This is a genomic window from Bacillus sp. FSL P4-0248, from assembly GCF_038593305.1.
Lineage (GTDB): Bacteria > Bacillota > Bacilli > Bacillales > Bacillaceae > Bacillus > Bacillus safensis.
The window spans coordinates 1,817,542-1,833,376 of sequence record NZ_CP151983.1; the positions used below are offsets into that span (position 1 = coordinate 1,817,542).

At 46.7% G+C, this 15,835-nt stretch carries 11 protein-coding genes; 5 read left to right on the forward strand and 6 right to left on the reverse strand.

What is annotated here, in order from left to right; genetic code table 11:
* The first annotated feature begins 12 nt into the window (after positions 1-12).
* Both NST65_RS09155 and NST65_RS09160 read left to right on the forward strand, forming a co-directional pair.
* Positions 13-1,113, forward strand: a complete 1,101-nt coding sequence (locus tag NST65_RS09155) for a GerAB/ArcD/ProY family transporter (RefSeq protein ID WP_041117651.1) — start codon at positions 13-15, stop codon at positions 1,111-1,113.
* The gene (locus NST65_RS09160) at positions 1,110-2,210 is read left to right on the forward strand and encodes a Ger(x)C family spore germination protein (protein ID WP_111927481.1); all 1,101 of its coding nucleotides are present in this window, start codon (positions 1,110-1,112) and stop codon (positions 2,208-2,210) included. The genes NST65_RS09155 and NST65_RS09160 overlap by 4 nt, the downstream gene beginning before the upstream one ends.
* A gap of 6 nt (positions 2,211-2,216) precedes the next feature.
* Here the strand turns inward: NST65_RS09160 and NST65_RS09165 are convergent, their stop codons facing one another.
* The gene (locus NST65_RS09165; protein ID WP_258521782.1) at positions 2,217-2,777 is read right to left on the reverse strand and encodes a hypothetical protein; all 561 of its coding nucleotides are present in this window, start codon (positions 2,775-2,777) and stop codon (positions 2,217-2,219) included.
* 508 nt (positions 2,778-3,285) lie between these two features.
* A complete protein-coding gene (locus NST65_RS09170; RefSeq protein ID WP_034284049.1) occupies positions 3,286-3,516 on the reverse strand; it encodes an excisionase family DNA-binding protein in 231 nt (76 codons plus the stop codon).
* Positions 3,517-3,838: 322 nt separating this feature from the next.
* On the opposite strand from NST65_RS09170, the gene NST65_RS09175 reads away from it, so the two are divergent.
* Positions 3,839-4,441, forward strand: a complete 603-nt coding sequence (locus NST65_RS09175; RefSeq protein WP_034284052.1) for a DedA family protein — start codon at positions 3,839-3,841, stop codon at positions 4,439-4,441.
* 38 nt (positions 4,442-4,479) lie between these two features.
* Here the strand turns inward: NST65_RS09175 and NST65_RS09180 are convergent, their stop codons facing one another.
* The gene (locus NST65_RS09180) at positions 4,480-5,301 is read right to left on the reverse strand and encodes a uroporphyrinogen-III synthase (protein ID WP_111927482.1); all 822 of its coding nucleotides are present in this window, start codon (positions 5,299-5,301) and stop codon (positions 4,480-4,482) included.
* Between the two features lie 142 nt (positions 5,302-5,443).
* On the opposite strand from NST65_RS09180, the gene NST65_RS09185 reads away from it, so the two are divergent.
* The gene (locus NST65_RS09185) at positions 5,444-6,064 is read left to right on the forward strand and encodes a GPR1/FUN34/YaaH family transporter (protein ID WP_024425703.1); all 621 of its coding nucleotides are present in this window, start codon (positions 5,444-5,446) and stop codon (positions 6,062-6,064) included.
* 38 nt (positions 6,065-6,102) lie between these two features.
* On the opposite strand, the gene NST65_RS09190 is transcribed toward NST65_RS09185, so the two are convergent.
* Positions 6,103-7,122, reverse strand: a complete 1,020-nt coding sequence (locus NST65_RS09190) for an LLM class flavin-dependent oxidoreductase (protein ID WP_034284055.1) — start codon at positions 7,120-7,122, stop codon at positions 6,103-6,105.
* A 173-nt stretch (positions 7,123-7,295) separates the two neighbouring features.
* Here NST65_RS09190 and NST65_RS09195 point away from each other — a divergent pair, with 173 nt between their 5' ends.
* On the forward strand, positions 7,296-13,799 hold the full coding sequence (locus NST65_RS09195; protein ID WP_342489374.1) for a hypothetical protein: 6,504 nt from the start codon (positions 7,296-7,298) through the stop codon (positions 13,797-13,799).
* A 21-nt stretch (positions 13,800-13,820) separates the two neighbouring features.
* Here the strand turns inward: NST65_RS09195 and NST65_RS09200 are convergent, their stop codons facing one another.
* Positions 13,821-14,381 carry a CatB-related O-acetyltransferase gene (locus NST65_RS09200; RefSeq protein WP_111926583.1) on the reverse strand — a complete coding sequence of 187 codons (561 nt, stop codon included), beginning with the start codon at positions 14,379-14,381 and terminating at the stop codon, positions 13,821-13,823.
* A 64-nt stretch (positions 14,382-14,445) separates the two neighbouring features.
* Entirely contained in the window at positions 14,446-15,813 is a 1,368-nt protein-coding gene (locus NST65_RS09205) for an MATE family efflux transporter (RefSeq protein ID WP_061109223.1), read from the reverse strand.
* Positions 15,814-15,835: the final 22 nt, after the last annotated feature.

Below are 15,835 nucleotides of genomic sequence, written 5' to 3' on the forward strand. Positions count from 1 at the left end.
GGAAGTGAAGGCATGAGCTCTTCTTCTGTCAAAGAGAAATTTCAAATATCCCCTTTTTTTGTGTTTTTTCTCATTAATGCCAATCAAGTAGGTGTCGGCATTTTAAACTTTCAAACGAACCTTGTCCGTTCCATGAATAATGACGGATGGATCGCCATTCTAATTTCTGGCATCAGTGTCAATGTGATGATCTTTCTGATTTACTTGATGTTTAAAAAGGCTCCTTCGGATGAATTTGTTCATATTACAAAATTCGTATTTGGTAAATGGATTGGGCAATTATTCAATATTCTCTACATCTTATACTTTTCATGTTTGTCGCTTACTGTCCTCGTCCATTATATGGATGTAATCCATGTGTGGCTGTTTAAAGAAATTCCGGGTTTTTTGTTTGCTGCTGTACTGCTTGTGCTAGTGTATTACATTCATACCGGCGGCTTTAGAACCATTGCAGGATGGGCGTTTTTTAGCATTATACTCACATATTGGATGACGTTTATTTGCTTTTACGTCATGAAATATAGTCACATTCGCTTTATGTTTCCAATGTTTGATCATACATTCTCGCAGCTGGTAATGGGTCTCAAAGATGCCTCCTTACCCATGTTTGGTTTTGGAACGCTGCTTGTCTATTATCCCTTTATTAAAAAAGCACAAACGTCACAAAAATTTGCCCACATGGGAGCATTATTCACGACATGCTTAAATTTACTTGTCTTTCTCGTATCCATTGCGTATTATTCGAGTGCTCAGCTTAAATTAACAAAATGGCCAACATTGACGTTAACAAGCATTGTGAAACTTCCCTTCATTCAGCGCTTTGAATTTATTGAAGTGTCTCTTTGGCTGCTTCTTATTATTCCAAATATCGCAATTCCATTATGGGCAGCGAGCCGAATGGCGAAACAAGTATTTCATACAAGCCAGCGCGTCAATTTAATCGGTCTCAGCATTCTCATTCTGATCATGTTTTCGTTTTTTGCCGGTGCAACTTCTTTTGAAACCTTTAATCAATGGGTGGAATATAGCGGATTCATTCTGATCTATGGATTGATTGTCTGTATGGTCATTGGACTGATGCTGAAAAAAAGGTGGGTGAAAAAACGAACATGAAACACTACGTACTCATAGGTCTCATGTTGTTTAGTCTTTTGTTAACTAGCTGTGCACAGCCCCGGCTATTAGATGAATTAAATATCTCTCAGGCGGCAGGATTTGATTTAATGGAAGATGGCGAAATGAAGGGCTTTTTTGTCTTTCCCGTCTTTAAAAGTGAAGAGCAAGGCAGCTATCAAATATTAAGTGCAAAGTCAAACACGATTAGTAATATCCAATTTCTCGTGTCAGAAAAATCGCCTTTTCCGGTGGTTATGGGCCAGGTGCTCGTTATTTTAGTCAGTGAAAAGTTAGCAAAAGAAGTCGGCATGATCGATTTAATGAATTACATTTATCGTGATCCTATTATTGGTTCACGCCAAGTGTTTGCGATTGTTGGCGGAGAAGTCGAAGAATTATTATACACAAAGATGAATCAAACGAACTTAAATATAGGTGTATATCTCTCTGATTTGTTAGCGCAAAATATGCGAAATGGCAATGAGCCGGTCACAAATCAGCATATTTTTATGAATCAGATGATGGCAAAAGGGGTCGATGCTTATCTCCCTTACATTGAAAGAACAAGCAATGCCATCAAGGTCTCGGGCGTTGCTCTATTTGATCAAGAAAAAATGGTGGGTCATATTCCAGGAGAAGACACGTTCACATTTAAAGCGATGATTGAAAATCATAAAAATGGCATCTATGAGTTTCAATTGCATGATCGAGCAAAGACTCATGTTGTCATTGAAAATATCAAATCACATGTGTCTTACCAGATCAAACCGACGAAAAACCTAACAAAAAAGCCTCATATCACGATTGATATCAAACTAAAAGGCGAATTAAAAGAATTCATGAAGTCCAAAAAAATTGATAAACCGAATATATTGGACCAAGTCGAAAAAGAAGTTGAAAAACGTATCACTCAGCAAGGAGAAGATCTTGTACAATCCTTTAAAAAGCAAAACATAGACCCGCTTGGACTGGGCCTTAGGTATAGATCAAAAGACAAGGCAATGACACCAGAAAAATGGCAAGACATTTATCCTGATGCGGATGTAAAAGTGAAATGCCGCATGAAAATTGTTCAAACGGGAGTCAGCCAATAAAAAGGCTTATTCAAATATGTCTTGTTTGTTCTCCAAGATATTGGACACTTTCATTTTCACTCGTGGAACCTGATCTTTTTGTTTAACATCATGTAAAATCTTCTCTACTTCATTTTTATCAGTTTTAAGGATTTTAGGTGAAAATTGTTCCACTAGGGCCGGTCTATTTCCTGCACAGTTTGCCATTGTATCTAGTGCAATTAAGCTGAAAGACCTTCCTTTGTTTAGCCAAGATTTCATTCTTTCCCAGGTTGGACAGCTGACGGCTGCCAGCCTTCCCCACTGATCGTGAAAATGGGTGCAATTTGACTCCATCCAATCCAATATTTTGTGAGAACGGAAACGGTGTAGGCAAATAAAAGCCTCTAACGGCAATTCTTTTTCACTGATCGATTTCATTTTTTTCAATATATGGTGTAATCCCTCATCTTCTGGCAAACAGCTGGCTGCTGCCCACAAAAGCGGATAAAGGAATTCTTCGTCCGCCTGATCCAAAAGTTCCCTTACCCATTCAGCGGCAACTGTACCTAGAACATCAGCTGCGATTTCTAACATTCGTGATTTCACTTCGGCATGCTCCGTTTCATAAAACCTACTATGAACAGAATCCAAGATTTTTTGCCGGTCGTGCTGTTTCAGCGCATCGATGACATCATCCTCAAGAAACCATCTAGTAATTGAAAAGTCTATTAAAGACGCCAAATCATGCCTAACGACGTGTAATGTTGGTGCTTTCTCACTTTTGGTGACGATGACGTCCTTCTCTGATTGGAAAGCCTGTCCGTCCTCTCCATAAAAATCATCGTGCAGTAAAAATTGGTTAGGAGAATGGAGAACGGAGAACGGAGAACGGCTAAGTGATAAGGCTGTTTCGGTTCATCAGACGCTTCTACAACATTCATTTCGTTTTTTTGACAGGCTTCACATAAAGTAGTTGTCCCCACCATTTTCACTTCCTTTTACTGCTAATGATTGTCATTCGAGAAAGAGCGGAAACCATTTGAGCATAAGTTAATATAAAGATTATTCTTTCTACATTGATCCATGTTGAATCAATTGAAAAAATGACAATATTCTAATCTTCATCCTTTACATCGGGGTCTTCCGGAATCGGTTCATTTAAGATCTCTTGGACGAGCTCTTTATATTGTTCGAGCTGCTTTAAATGCGTTTGAAACTGCCCTTGATAAATAAGATAAGATTCCCCGTCAAATACGTAACGGATCTTTTTTTGCTGGATTAATTTTTTAATATACGCTTCTGATACTTCCAAGTATTCAGCTGTTTCTGCAATTGTTAGATACATGTTTGTGCACCACCCGTTCGTTTCATCTAGCAAATTATATCATGTTCTGCTGAAAAAACGGATGCAGCCTATTCTTTTATGGTGACTATTTTTCACATAGCAAGTAGATCGTCTAAATGCCGGCAAATATGGTATGATAAAATCTGCTAGACGAGAGCTTTTTAACATAGACTTGATGAAAAAGCCAGGTTCAGTGGTGTCTGTATGAGCCGCAAGCCATCCTGGCATATATAGAAAGCATACTCATGAGAAAAGCAAAACAAGCATAGGCTCTTATAAGGATGCTTGAAGAAAAATCGTATTTAAAGGCAGAGTGAAATGAATGGGAACCTTTTTTAATGAAATTTTAACCTGGCTGACAAGCCTTGGTTATGTAGGTGTAGCACTAGGGCTGATGATTGAAATCATTCCGAGTGAAATTGTACTTGCCTATGGCGGATATATGGTGTCAACAGGCACAATTGGTTTTGTAGGAGCTGTGATTGCCGGCGTCATCGGTGGTACGCTCGCCCAGTGTTTTATTTACTGGATCGGTCTGTACGGCGGAAGACCTTTTTTAACAAAGTATGGAAAGTATTTGTTCATCCATGAACATCATATCGCGACTGCAGAGCGCTGGTTTGACCGGTATGGAACCGGTGTAGTTTTTACCGCCCGCTTTATCCCTGTTGTCCGTCATGCCATCTCGATTCCAGCGGGTATTGCAAAGATGCCTTTTTTGAAATTCGTTTTCTTGACAGGATTAGCTGCCATCCCTTGGTCTATCTTATTTATCTATCTTGGCATGCAGCTTGGGACAAAATGGGATCATATTCAAAGTGTTGCTCATGCTTATACAACCCCTATTATGGTCATTGCCATTGTCCTGATTGTTCTCTACTTTGTACTCAAAAAAATTCGGACGAATCGAAAACGGACAATCTAACCAAAACGCCTTTCACTGATCTGGTGAAAGGCGTTTTTTTATGAGTGTGCTGATTGTTTTTCCATATATCGGGATAGCTCTATTATCATTGCACCCATTCTCTCAAGTGACGGGGCAAGAATTCGGTCTATTCCCTCTTCTTTTAAAGCTTCAGCAGTGACTTTCCCGACGGCTACTGCAAGCACGTGCTGCTCGAATAATGCTTGCAATTCTTCTTTTCTTCCCCATTCTGCAGCTAGTTTGAAAAAGGCGTGAACTTGGACAGCGGTTGTAAAACAAACGGCATGAACTTGTCCATCTTTCATTTCTTTCAGCAGCGTTTCAGCTGCCTCTGGTTCAGGAGGTGTGTGCTGATATGGTAAAAGCGGCAAAACATCTGCCTCTTTTTCATGTAAAAACTGAATGAGAGCTGGTGCATTTTCACCATGAAGCTGCACCATCACACGTTTGCCTTGAAATTCCTTGTCTTCAAGCTTTGAAATCAAGTCACGAACTGTACCGTCTTCATCAGAGACCTCAGGCTGAATTCCGTGTTTTTTCAAAGCAGCAAAGGTTTTGTACCCTCTTGAAGCAATATGGGCATTTGATAGAATGTTCATAAATTCTTTACCAAGCTGCAGCTCTTGTGCACTCTCAATCAATGTATCTGTACCGATGCCTGTTGTCAAGATCACCCAGTCGGCCCCTTGTTTCACAAAGGTTTCTATGCCTGGCTTTAATTCCTCTTTGGCTAAAAATACGGTTCCTTGAAGAGAACGAATAACGGCTTGTCCCCCTTGCTTTTCGACAAGTGTACGCATTTCTTCTGTTTTTCTCGTTCCACAAATGGCAATCGTTTTTCCAGATAAGCCCTTCCTCATTTTATCCCTCTTTTTCTATCACATTTGATATGTATTAAATATAGATTTATTTGGAAGACGATGCAAGTGTCTACTAAAAAAGAGCTTGACGTTTCTATCGAATTCGAGTATCTTTTGTAAGTGCAAATTGTAGGAGGTCATTATGGAAAAACAGAATGTTCAAGCAATTCGATTATCAATTGCAGACCCAACACCACTTGGTTTGTTTGGTTTAGCAATGGTGACGCTCGTTGCGTCCTCACAAAAACTAGGAATCACAGATGGCACTTCCCTTATTTTACCTTGGGCTATCTTCCTTGGAGGAATCGCGCAGCTGATCGCGTCCATACAAGATTCAAAGCATCATAATATTTTTGGAGCCACTGCTTTTGGCGCATTCGGTCTTTTCTGGATGGGCGTTGGAACAACTTGGCTCATTCAAGCCGGCGTTTTTGGGAAAACGCTTGCGGGAGCAGCAGATCCAAAACAGTTAGGTTTTGCGTTTATTGGTTATTTGATTTTCAGCTTGTTTATGACGATTGGTGCAATGGAAACACATAAAGTATTATTTTTGATTTTCGTCTTTATTGATTTCTTATTCATTGGTCTTTCCCTTAGCACTTTTGGTGTGATGTACGATGTGACTCATACCATGGCTGGTATTGCAGAATTGATTATTTCCCTGCTTTCATTTTATGGTTCTGCAGCTGTAGTCCTTAATACACATTTTGGCCGTATTGTTCTGCCAATCGGACAACCATTTCGCATTTTTACAAAAGCTTAAATAAAAAAGAACTGCTCTGTGCAGTTCTTTTTTTATGTTTATTTTTCTTGTGCCTCTTGAAAGATCTCTCCGATGATTTCATACGAACGCATTCTTTCTTGATGATCGAACATATCAGAATTAATCATCACTTCATCTGCTTGTGTAGCTTCAATAAAGGCTTCTAATTCTATTTTTACTTTTTCTTTATCCCCAATGATAGTCGAGCTTAATTGTTCATCCACCATCGCCTTTTCATATGGACTCCAAAGACCGTCCATGCTGTCGACAGGCGCCTTCAGTTTTCCTGGTGTGTTGCGAATGAGACTTAAAAACCGCTGATAATGAGAGGTTGCCAAGTATTCAGCCCGTTCTGTTTCATCTGCAGCAAAAACCGTCACACCGACCATGGCATAAGGCTCTTTTAATACATCAGAAGGTCTAAATGACTGTCTGTACAACTCTAACGCGGGAATTGTATTTTTAGGTGAGAAATGTGCTGCAAAGGCAAATGGTAATCCAAGTTCTCCTGCAAGTCTGGCGCTAAAACCACTTGAACCAAGGAGCCAAATCGGAATGTCCAGACCTTCTCCTGGAACAGCTCTTACATGTTTTTTAACCTGACCGGTCGGCTTGAAATATTGACGAAGTTCTTCAAGCTGCTCTGGGAAATCTTCTCCGTTATGAAGATTACGTCTAAGCGCTCTTGCTGTTAACTGATCCGTCCCTGGTGCTCTGCCAAGACCTAAATCAATTCTCCCTGGATACAATGTCTCAAGTGTGCCAAATTGTTCGGCAATGACAAGTGAAGAGTGGTTTGGCAGCATAATCCCGCCAGATCCTACTCGAATTTTTTCGGTTCCTCCCGCAATATATCCAATTAAAACAGACGTTGCAGAGCTCGCTACCCCTTCCATGTTATGGTGTTCTGCCAGCCAGTATCTATGATAGCCCCACTTCTCCGCCTTCTTTGCTAAATCCATACTACGATCAAAAGATTCTTTAATGGTACCTCCTTCTGTCACTGAGGATAAATTTAAAACGGAATAGGCTTTGCCTTGTAAAACTGATTGACTCATAAATGATGTCCCCATTTCTGTCAAAAATCATACTATTTTATACTTTCAACACCATAACACAAAACCATGAAAGATTTAAATGATTTGATTCGATGATTTTCGAAATGATGATTTCCTAGGTTTTACTTCCAATTTGAAAATTTGCACATAGAATGAAATATCAATTCTAGGAGATGGGCAATTTGTACAATCAATTCGAACACAAATGTCCCTTTTGCGGTAAATACCATGAACAGCCTCATTACAAAAGATCACGTCATGACCGTCCTCGAAAAAGAGACTGTCCATTCATTAAACAAGAATATCCAACACAAAAGATATCTCAAGGGAATCAACCTTGCCAGATTGCAAAAGGAATAAAACAATCAAAACCAAATCAAAGAGCTGGACCAAGAGGCCCGGCAGGCCCAGCAGGTCCCCCTGGACCAACCGGACCTACTGGACCTGCTGGCGGGTTAACCGGCGCTCTTCCTTTTGATCCCTCACAATCACAAGATTATGATGCAGGGCAAGTGGTCACGTTTAATGGCAGTACTTACATTGCCAATGTTGACGCTCCATCAGGAATACCTGGACTCTCCCCCGACTATACCCTTTTGGCTGCTTCTGGAGAAACTGGGCCTACGGGGCCTACTGGGATCGGATTAATTGGTGTTGAAGCCTATGATCCTGTTATGGCAACAACATATTCAGTAGGGCAAGTGGTCACTTATGGTGGTGGTACGTATATAGTGGATTCTGCACCACCTTCAGGTACGCCAGATACGTCGTCAGATTACACACTTTTAGCAGCACCAGGTGAAACTGGGCCTGCAGGCGCTACGGGGATCACCGGTTCAACTGGACCTACCGGGGCCACGGGTATTACTGGATCTACCGGTCCTACGGGTGCCACCGGGATCACTGGAGCTACCGGACCTACCGGTGCCACGGGCATCACTGGTTCTACTGGACCTACCGGGACCACGGGGATCACTGGAGCTACCGGACCTACTGGTGCGACAGGGATCACCGGAGCTACTGGTGATACAGGCGCCACGGGCATCACTGGTTCAACTGGACCTACCGGGACCACGGGGATCACTGGAGCTACCGGACCTACTGGTGCGACAGGGATTACTGGATCAACTGGACCTACGGGTGCCACGGGCATCACTGGAGCTACCGGTCCTACGGGTGCCACTGGTATCACCGGTTCAACCGGACCTACGGGTGCCACGGGGATCACCGGTTCAACCGGATCTACCGGTCCTACTGGTGTTACTGGTATTACTGGAGCAACAGGTCCTACTGGTGCGACAGGGATTACCGGATCTACCGGTCCTACTGGCGCCACGGGCATCACTGGACCAACTGGTCCTACTGGTGTGACGGGGATCACTGGAGCTACCGGACCTACTGGTGCGACAGGGATCACCGGAGCTACTGGTGATACAGGCGCCACGGGCATCACTGGTTCAACTGGACCTACCGGGACCACGGGGATCACTGGAGCTACCGGACCTACTGGTGCGACAGGGATTACTGGATCAACTGGCTCTACCGGCGCAATGGGTATCACTGGATCAACTGGTCCTACGGGTGCCACCGGTATTACCGGATCTACCGGTCCTACTGGTGTCACTGGTATTACTGGAGCTACTGGTCCTACTGGCGCCACGGGCATCACTGGTTCAACTGGACCTACTGGTGCGACAGGGATTACCGGAGCTACTGGTGATACAGGCGCCACGGGCATCACTGGTTCAACTGGACCTACCGGGACCACGGGTATCACCGGTTCAACTGGACCTACCGGGACCACGGGGATTACTGGAGCTACTGGTCCTACTGGCGCCACGGGCATCACCGGTTCAACTGGACCTACCGGTGCCACGGGGATCACCGGTTCAACTGGACCTACCGGTCCTACTGGTGTCACTGGTATTACTGGAGCTACTGGGCCTACTGGTGTGACGGGTATCACTGGACCAACAGGTCCTACTGGTGTCACTGGTATCACTGGAGCTACTGGGCCTACTGGTGCGACAGGGATTACTGGATCAACTGGCTCTACCGGCGCTACGGGGATCACTGGATCAACTGGACCTACGGGTGCCACCGGTATTACCGGATCTACCGGTCCTACTGGTGTCACTGGTATTACTGGAGCTACTGGGCCTACTGGCGCCACGGGCATCACTGGTTCAACTGGACCTACGGGTGCCACTGGTATCACCGGTTCAACTGGACCTACCGGGACCACGGGGATCACTGGAGCTACCGGACCTACTGGTGCGACAGGGATTACTGGATCAACTGGCTCTACCGGCGCTACGGGGATCACTGGTTCAACTGGACCTACGGGTGCCACCGGTATTACCGGATCTACTGGTGATACAGGGGCCACGGGCATCACTGGACCAACTGGTCCTACTGGTGTGACGGGTATCACTGGAGCTACTGGTCCTACGGGTGCCACGGGGATCACTGGAGCTACTGGTCCTACGGGTGCCACGGGTATCACTGGAGCTACTGGACCTACGGGTGCCACCGGTATTACCGGATCTACTGGTGATACAGGGGCCACGGGTATCACTGGAGCTACTGGTCCTACGGGTGCCACGGGTATCACTGGAGCTACTGGACCTACGGGTGCCACGGGGATCACCGGTTCAACTGGCTCTACCGGCGCTACGGGGATCACTGGATCAACTGGACCTACGGGTGCCACCGGTATTACCGGATCTACCGGTCCTACTGGTGTCACTGGTATTACTGGAGCTACTGGTCCTACTGGCGCCACGGGCATCACTGGTTCAACTGGTCCTACGGGTGCCACGGGGATCACTGGAGCTACCGGACCTACTGGTGCGACAGGGATTACTGGATCAACTGGCTCTACCGGCGCCACGGGCATCACTGGTTCAACTGGACCTACCGGTGCCACGGGCATCACTGGAGCTACCGGTCCTACTGGTGTCACTGGTATTACTGGACCAACAGGTCCTACTGGTGTGACGGGTATCACTGGACCTACCGGACCTACTGGTGCGACAGGGATTACTGGATCAACTGGCTCTACCGGCGCCACGGGCATCACTGGTTCAACTGGACCTACGGGTGCCACTGGTATCACCGGTTCAACTGGACCTACCGGGACCACGGGTATCACTGGAGCTACCGGTCCTACTGGTGCGACAGGGATCACCGGTTCAACTGGACCTACGGGTGCCACGGGGATCACTGGTTCAACTGGACCTACCGGTGCCACGGGCATCACTGGAGCTACCGGTCCTACTGGTGTCACTGGTATTACTGGACCAACAGGTCCTACTGGTGTGACGGGTATCACTGGACCTACCGGACCTACCGGTGCCACGGGCATCACTGGAGCTACCGGACCTACTGGTGCCACGGGCATCACTGGTTCTACTGGACCTACTGGTGCCACTGGTATCACCGGTTCAACTGGATCTACCGGACCTACTGGTGCAACAGGTATTACTGGATCAACTGGCTCTACCGGTGCCACGGGCATCACTGGATCAACTGGACCTACGGGTGCCACGGGGATCACCGGTTCAACTGGACCTACCGGTCCTACTGGTGTCACTGGTATTACTGGATCAACAGGTCCTACTGGTGTGACGGGTATCACTGGACCAACAGGTCCTACTGGTGTCACTGGTATCACTGGAGCTACTGGGCCTACTGGTGCGACAGGGATTACTGGATCAACTGGCTCTACCGGCGCAACGGGTATCACTGGATCAACTGGTCCTACGGGTGCCACCGGTATTACCGGATCTACCGGTCCTACTGGTGTCACTGGTATTACTGGAGCTACTGGGCCTACTGGCGCCACGGGCATCACTGGTTCAACTGGACCTACGGGTGCCACTGGTATCACCGGTTCAACTGGACCTACCGGGACCACGGGTATCACTGGAGCTACCGGACCTACTGGTGCGACAGGGATTACTGGATCAACTGGCTCTACCGGCGCTACGGGGATCACTGGTTCAACTGGACCTACGGGTGCCACCGGTATTACCGGATCTACTGGTGATACAGGTGCCACGGGCATCACTGGACCAACTGGTCCTACTGGTGTGACGGGTATCACTGGAGCTACTGGACCTACGGGTGCCACGGGTATCACTGGAGCTACTGGACCTACGGGTGCCACCGGTATTACCGGATCTACTGGTGATACAGGGGCCACGGGCATCACTGGACCAACTGGTCCTACTGGTGTGACGGGTATCACTGGAGCTACTGGACCTACGGGTGCCACGGGCATCACTGGAGCTACTGGACCTACGGGTGCCACGGGGATCACCGGTTCAACTGGCTCTACCGGCGCTACGGGGATCACTGGATCAACTGGACCTACCGGTGCCACCGGTATTACCGGATCTACCGGTCCTACTGGTGTCACTGGTATTACTGGAGCTACTGGTCCTACTGGCGCCACGGGCATCACTGGTTCAACTGGTCCTACGGGTGCCACGGGGATCACTGGAGCTACCGGACCTACTGGTGCGACAGGGATCACCGGTTCAACTGGACCTACCGGTGCCACGGGGATCACTGGAGCTACCGGTCCTACTGGTGTCACTGGTATTACTGGACCAACAGGTCCTACTGGTGTGACGGGTATCACTGGACCTACCGGACCTACTGGTGCGACAGGGATTACTGGATCAACTGGCTCTACCGGCGCCACGGGCATCACTGGTTCAACTGGACCTACGGGTGCCACTGGTATCACCGGTTCAACTGGACCTACCGGGACCACGGGTATCACTGGAGCTACCGGACCTACTGGTGCGACAGGGATCACCGGTTCAACTGGACCTACCGGTGCCACGGGCATCACTGGTTCAACTGGACCTACCGGTGCCACGGGCATCACTGGAGCTACCGGTCCTACTGGTGTCACTGGTATTACTGGACCAACAGGTCCTACTGGTGTGACGGGTATCACTGGACCTACCGGACCTACCGGTGCCACGGGGATCACTGGAGCTACCGGACCTACTGGTGCCACGGGCATCACTGGTTCTACTGGACCTACTGGTGCCACTGGTATCACCGGTTCAACTGGATCTACCGGACCTACTGGTGCAACAGGTATTACTGGATCAACTGGCTCTACCGGTGCCACGGGCATCACTGGATCAACTGGACCTACGGGTGCCACCGGTATTACCGGATCTACCGGTCCTACTGGTGTCACTGGTATTACTGGAGCTACTGGTCCTACTGGCGCCACGGGCATCACTGGTTCAACTGGTCCTACGGGTGCCACGGGGATCACTGGACCTACCGGACCTACTGGTGCGACAGGGATTACTGGATCAACTGGCTCTACCGGCGCCACGGGCATCACTGGTTCAACTGGTCCTACGGGTGCCACCGGTATTACCGGATCTACCGGTCCTACTGGTGTCACTGGTATTACTGGAGCTACTGGTCCTACGGGTGTCACTGGTATTACTGGAGCTACTGGTCCTACTGGCGCCACGGGGATCACCGGTTCAACTGGACCTACCGGGACCACGGGGATCACTGGAGCTACCGGACCTACGGGTGCCACGGGGATTACTGGAGCTACTGGTCCTACTGGCGCCACGGGCATCACTGGTTCAACTGGACCTACGGGTGCCACGGGGATCACCGGTTCAACTGGACCTACCGGTGCCACGGGCATCACTGGAGCTACCGGTCCTACTGGTGTCACTGGTATTACTGGACCAACAGGTCCTACTGGTGTGACGGGTATCACTGGACCTACCGGACCTACCGGTGCCACGGGCATCACTGGAGCTACCGGACCTACTGGTGCCACGGGGATCACTGGTTCTACTGGACCTACGGGTGCCACGGGGATTACTGGAGCTACGGGTCCTACTGGTGCCACTGGTATCACCGGTTCAACTGGACCTACCGGGACCACGGGGATCACTGGAGCTACCGGACCTACTGGTGCGACAGGGATTACTGGATCAACTGGCTCTACCGGCGCTACGGGGATCACTGGATCAACTGGACCTACTGGTGCCACAGGTATTACTGGAGCTACGGGTCCTACTGGTGCCACCGGCATCACTGGATCAACTGGACCTACTGGTGCCACCGGCATCACTGGATCAACTGGACCTACTGGTGCCACAGGTATTACCGGATCTACCGGTCCTACTGGTGTCACTGGTATTACTGGACCAACAGGTCCTACTGGCGTGACAGGTGTCACTGGGGCTACTGGAACAGGTGGTTTTACAGATACAGCACTTTATGCTGCTAATAGTTCTGGCCCTACCATCGTTACTGTAGCAGGAGGAACGAATATTCCTTTGCCAAACTTTCAAAACATTACTGGTTTTACAGCAAACGGCACAAGTACTGTTTTTACCGTTCTGCAAACTGGTAAATATTATATTACGTATCAAATCAACACCACTACAGCTCTTTTGATTAATACACGTTTGCTTTTAAATGGAACAACTACTATTTCTGGTTCTGTTCAATCACCTGTTATCTCAACTTCATTAATCAACAACACTGTTATTGTTAATTTAACAGCTGGTAATACCATCTCACTGCAGTTTTTTGGGGCGGTTGTCACAGCTATTTTAGTTGGCGGAGGTGGTGCTGCTGGAGCAGCCTTGACCATCATACGTCTTAGCTAAACTAAAAAAAGAAAGGCTTTTTCAGCCTTTCTTTTTTATGTCTTCTATTACATTTATACACTGTTCAATATCATACGATTGCAAAAGATGAAAAATAGATTGGATGATTGAAAACTCTAAATTCCACCATTCTAATAACTGCAGTTTTTCGATTATTTCGGATGAAAATCGATATTTCATGAGCTGCTGGGGATTTCCTGCGGCAATTGCATATGGCGGCACATCTTTTGTGATCACACTATTTGCCCCGATCACGGCCCCGTTTCCTATACATACCCCTGACATAATCGTCGCACCATATCCAATCCATACGTCATGTCCAATATGAACATCTCCCTTCGATTTGGGATGTCCTTTAATGTCGGCAGCTTCTTTGAAAATTTGATTAAACGGATACGTTGTGACCCAATCTGTACGGTGTTCCCCGCCTAGAAAAATTTTCACTTCGTTTGCGATGGAACAAAACTTCCCAATATGTAATGTCGTTCCTTCCCCCCACGTCAGCACTTGGAAATCTGGTCCGGCATAAGAAAAGTCACCGATATTGTGCGAGCTCAGTTCATTTCTTTGATTCAAAAACATAGAAGATCCGGCCTCCTTAAAAGTGAGAGATCTTCGTATGTATATGCTGTCTTACACCTTTACATTATGATTGAACAAGCGAGACAATTTGTTTTTTCTTCCATACGAGCTGATAGTAGCTGTATTGGAGGAGTAAGTTCACAAAGAAAGCAGCTGGGTAGCCAATCCATATTCCTTTAATGCCAAGAGATGTATAGTGCGATAGCACATAAGCGACTGGTACTTCTACAAGCCAAATGGAACAAATACTAAAGATCGTCGGCCAAAGAACCGTCCCGCTTGCTCTCATTGTGGCTGCAACAATTTGGGCCGTTCCAAAAATGAGATAGCTCCATAATGTAATGACGACCAAACTATAGGCGATGTCTATCGTCCCAGGATCTGTTAAAAAGATCGATAAAATCTGAGGCGCAAAAATATAAACGAAAATGATGATGCATCCGCCTATGGCGAAGTTAAGCCCTAACCCAATTTTAATGACATCTTTCAGTCGATTCATATTTCCTGCGCCAATGAATTGAGCTGCAAAGATCGAGACCGCAATGCCAAGGCTCACTGCCGGCATCTGCACATAACTCACGACTTGATTGACAACTCCATAGGCAGCTGTTGCCTGTGATCCATAATCGTTGACGAAAGAAATAACGGCAATTTCTGATAAAGAAATGAGGATCATATTAATGCTTGATGGGATACTGAGCTTTAATAACGTTTTTAATAGATCTCCTTTCATCAATAAATGCTTTCTCACCGATGCATCAATGCGAAGCGGGTGCTTTGTCTTATATAAGTAGATGTGTAGAATGATAAATGTCACAATTGTTGAAATCACAGAAGCATACGCAGCGCCGTATAAGCCGAACGCTGGCAGTCCCAGCCATCCAAATAATAAAATGGGCAGCATCAAAATATTCGTTGCCGTACTAATCATTAAGAAATAAAATGGCGTTTTCGAATCCCCTGTCCCTCGCAAGAAGGTCGTATAAACAAAATAAAGAAATAAGATCGGCATTGAGATGAATAGAATTCTAGCATAGCCCGCACTTTCCTCCACGATATTAGCGGGTGTTCCCATAAGGTTTAAGATGTCTGTTGCGAAAAAACCTCCAATGATCGCTAAAGATACTCCGATCAAAAAAGTGAATGAAAGCGTTGTGCCAATAATTTCTTTTAATTTCTGTTCATTTTTTGCTCCATACGCTTGTCCAATAAGGATCGAGCTTCCCGATCCAATTCCAATGGAAAAAGAAACGAGTAAAAAGAAAAGCGGAAAGAATGCAGAAATGGCAGCTACTGCATCCTCTCCAATCCATCTTCCGACAAGAACAATAGACACTAATTGTCCGATCGATTGCAAAATATTACTTAGCAAAAGCGGGATGAGAAAAATGGACATGGTTTTTACTAAAGATTGATTATTATCTAACGTCATGATGGTTCTCCTTCTCTCTCTA

What these genes read in the sequence shown, in the direction of transcription:
- NST65_RS09175 (WP_034284052.1), top strand. Translation starts at nt 3,839, where the DNA reads ATGGGAACCTTTTTTAATGAAATTTTAACCTGGCTGACAAGCCTTGGT.
- NST65_RS09200 (WP_111926583.1), bottom strand. Translation starts at nt 14,381, where the DNA reads ATGTTTTTGAATCAAAGAAATGAACTGAGCTCGCACAATATCGGTGAC.
- NST65_RS09180 (WP_111927482.1), bottom strand. Translation starts at nt 5,301, where the DNA reads ATGAGGAAGGGCTTATCTGGAAAAACGATTGCCATTTGTGGAACGAGA.
- NST65_RS09170 (WP_034284049.1), bottom strand. Translation starts at nt 3,516, where the DNA reads ATGTATCTAACAATTGCAGAAACAGCTGAATACTTGGAAGTATCAGAA.
- NST65_RS09190 (WP_034284055.1), bottom strand. Translation starts at nt 7,122, where the DNA reads ATGAGTCAATCAGTTTTACAAGGCAAAGCCTATTCCGTTTTAAATTTA.
- NST65_RS09160 (WP_111927481.1), top strand. Translation starts at nt 1,110, where the DNA reads ATGAAACACTACGTACTCATAGGTCTCATGTTGTTTAGTCTTTTGTTA.
- NST65_RS09155 (WP_041117651.1), top strand. Translation starts at nt 13, where the DNA reads ATGAGCTCTTCTTCTGTCAAAGAGAAATTTCAAATATCCCCTTTTTTT.
- NST65_RS09205 (WP_061109223.1), bottom strand. Translation starts at nt 15,813, where the DNA reads ATGACGTTAGATAATAATCAATCTTTAGTAAAAACCATGTCCATTTTT.
- NST65_RS09195 (WP_342489374.1), top strand. Translation starts at nt 7,296, where the DNA reads ATGGGCAATTTGTACAATCAATTCGAACACAAATGTCCCTTTTGCGGT.
- NST65_RS09185 (WP_024425703.1), top strand. Translation starts at nt 5,444, where the DNA reads ATGGAAAAACAGAATGTTCAAGCAATTCGATTATCAATTGCAGACCCA.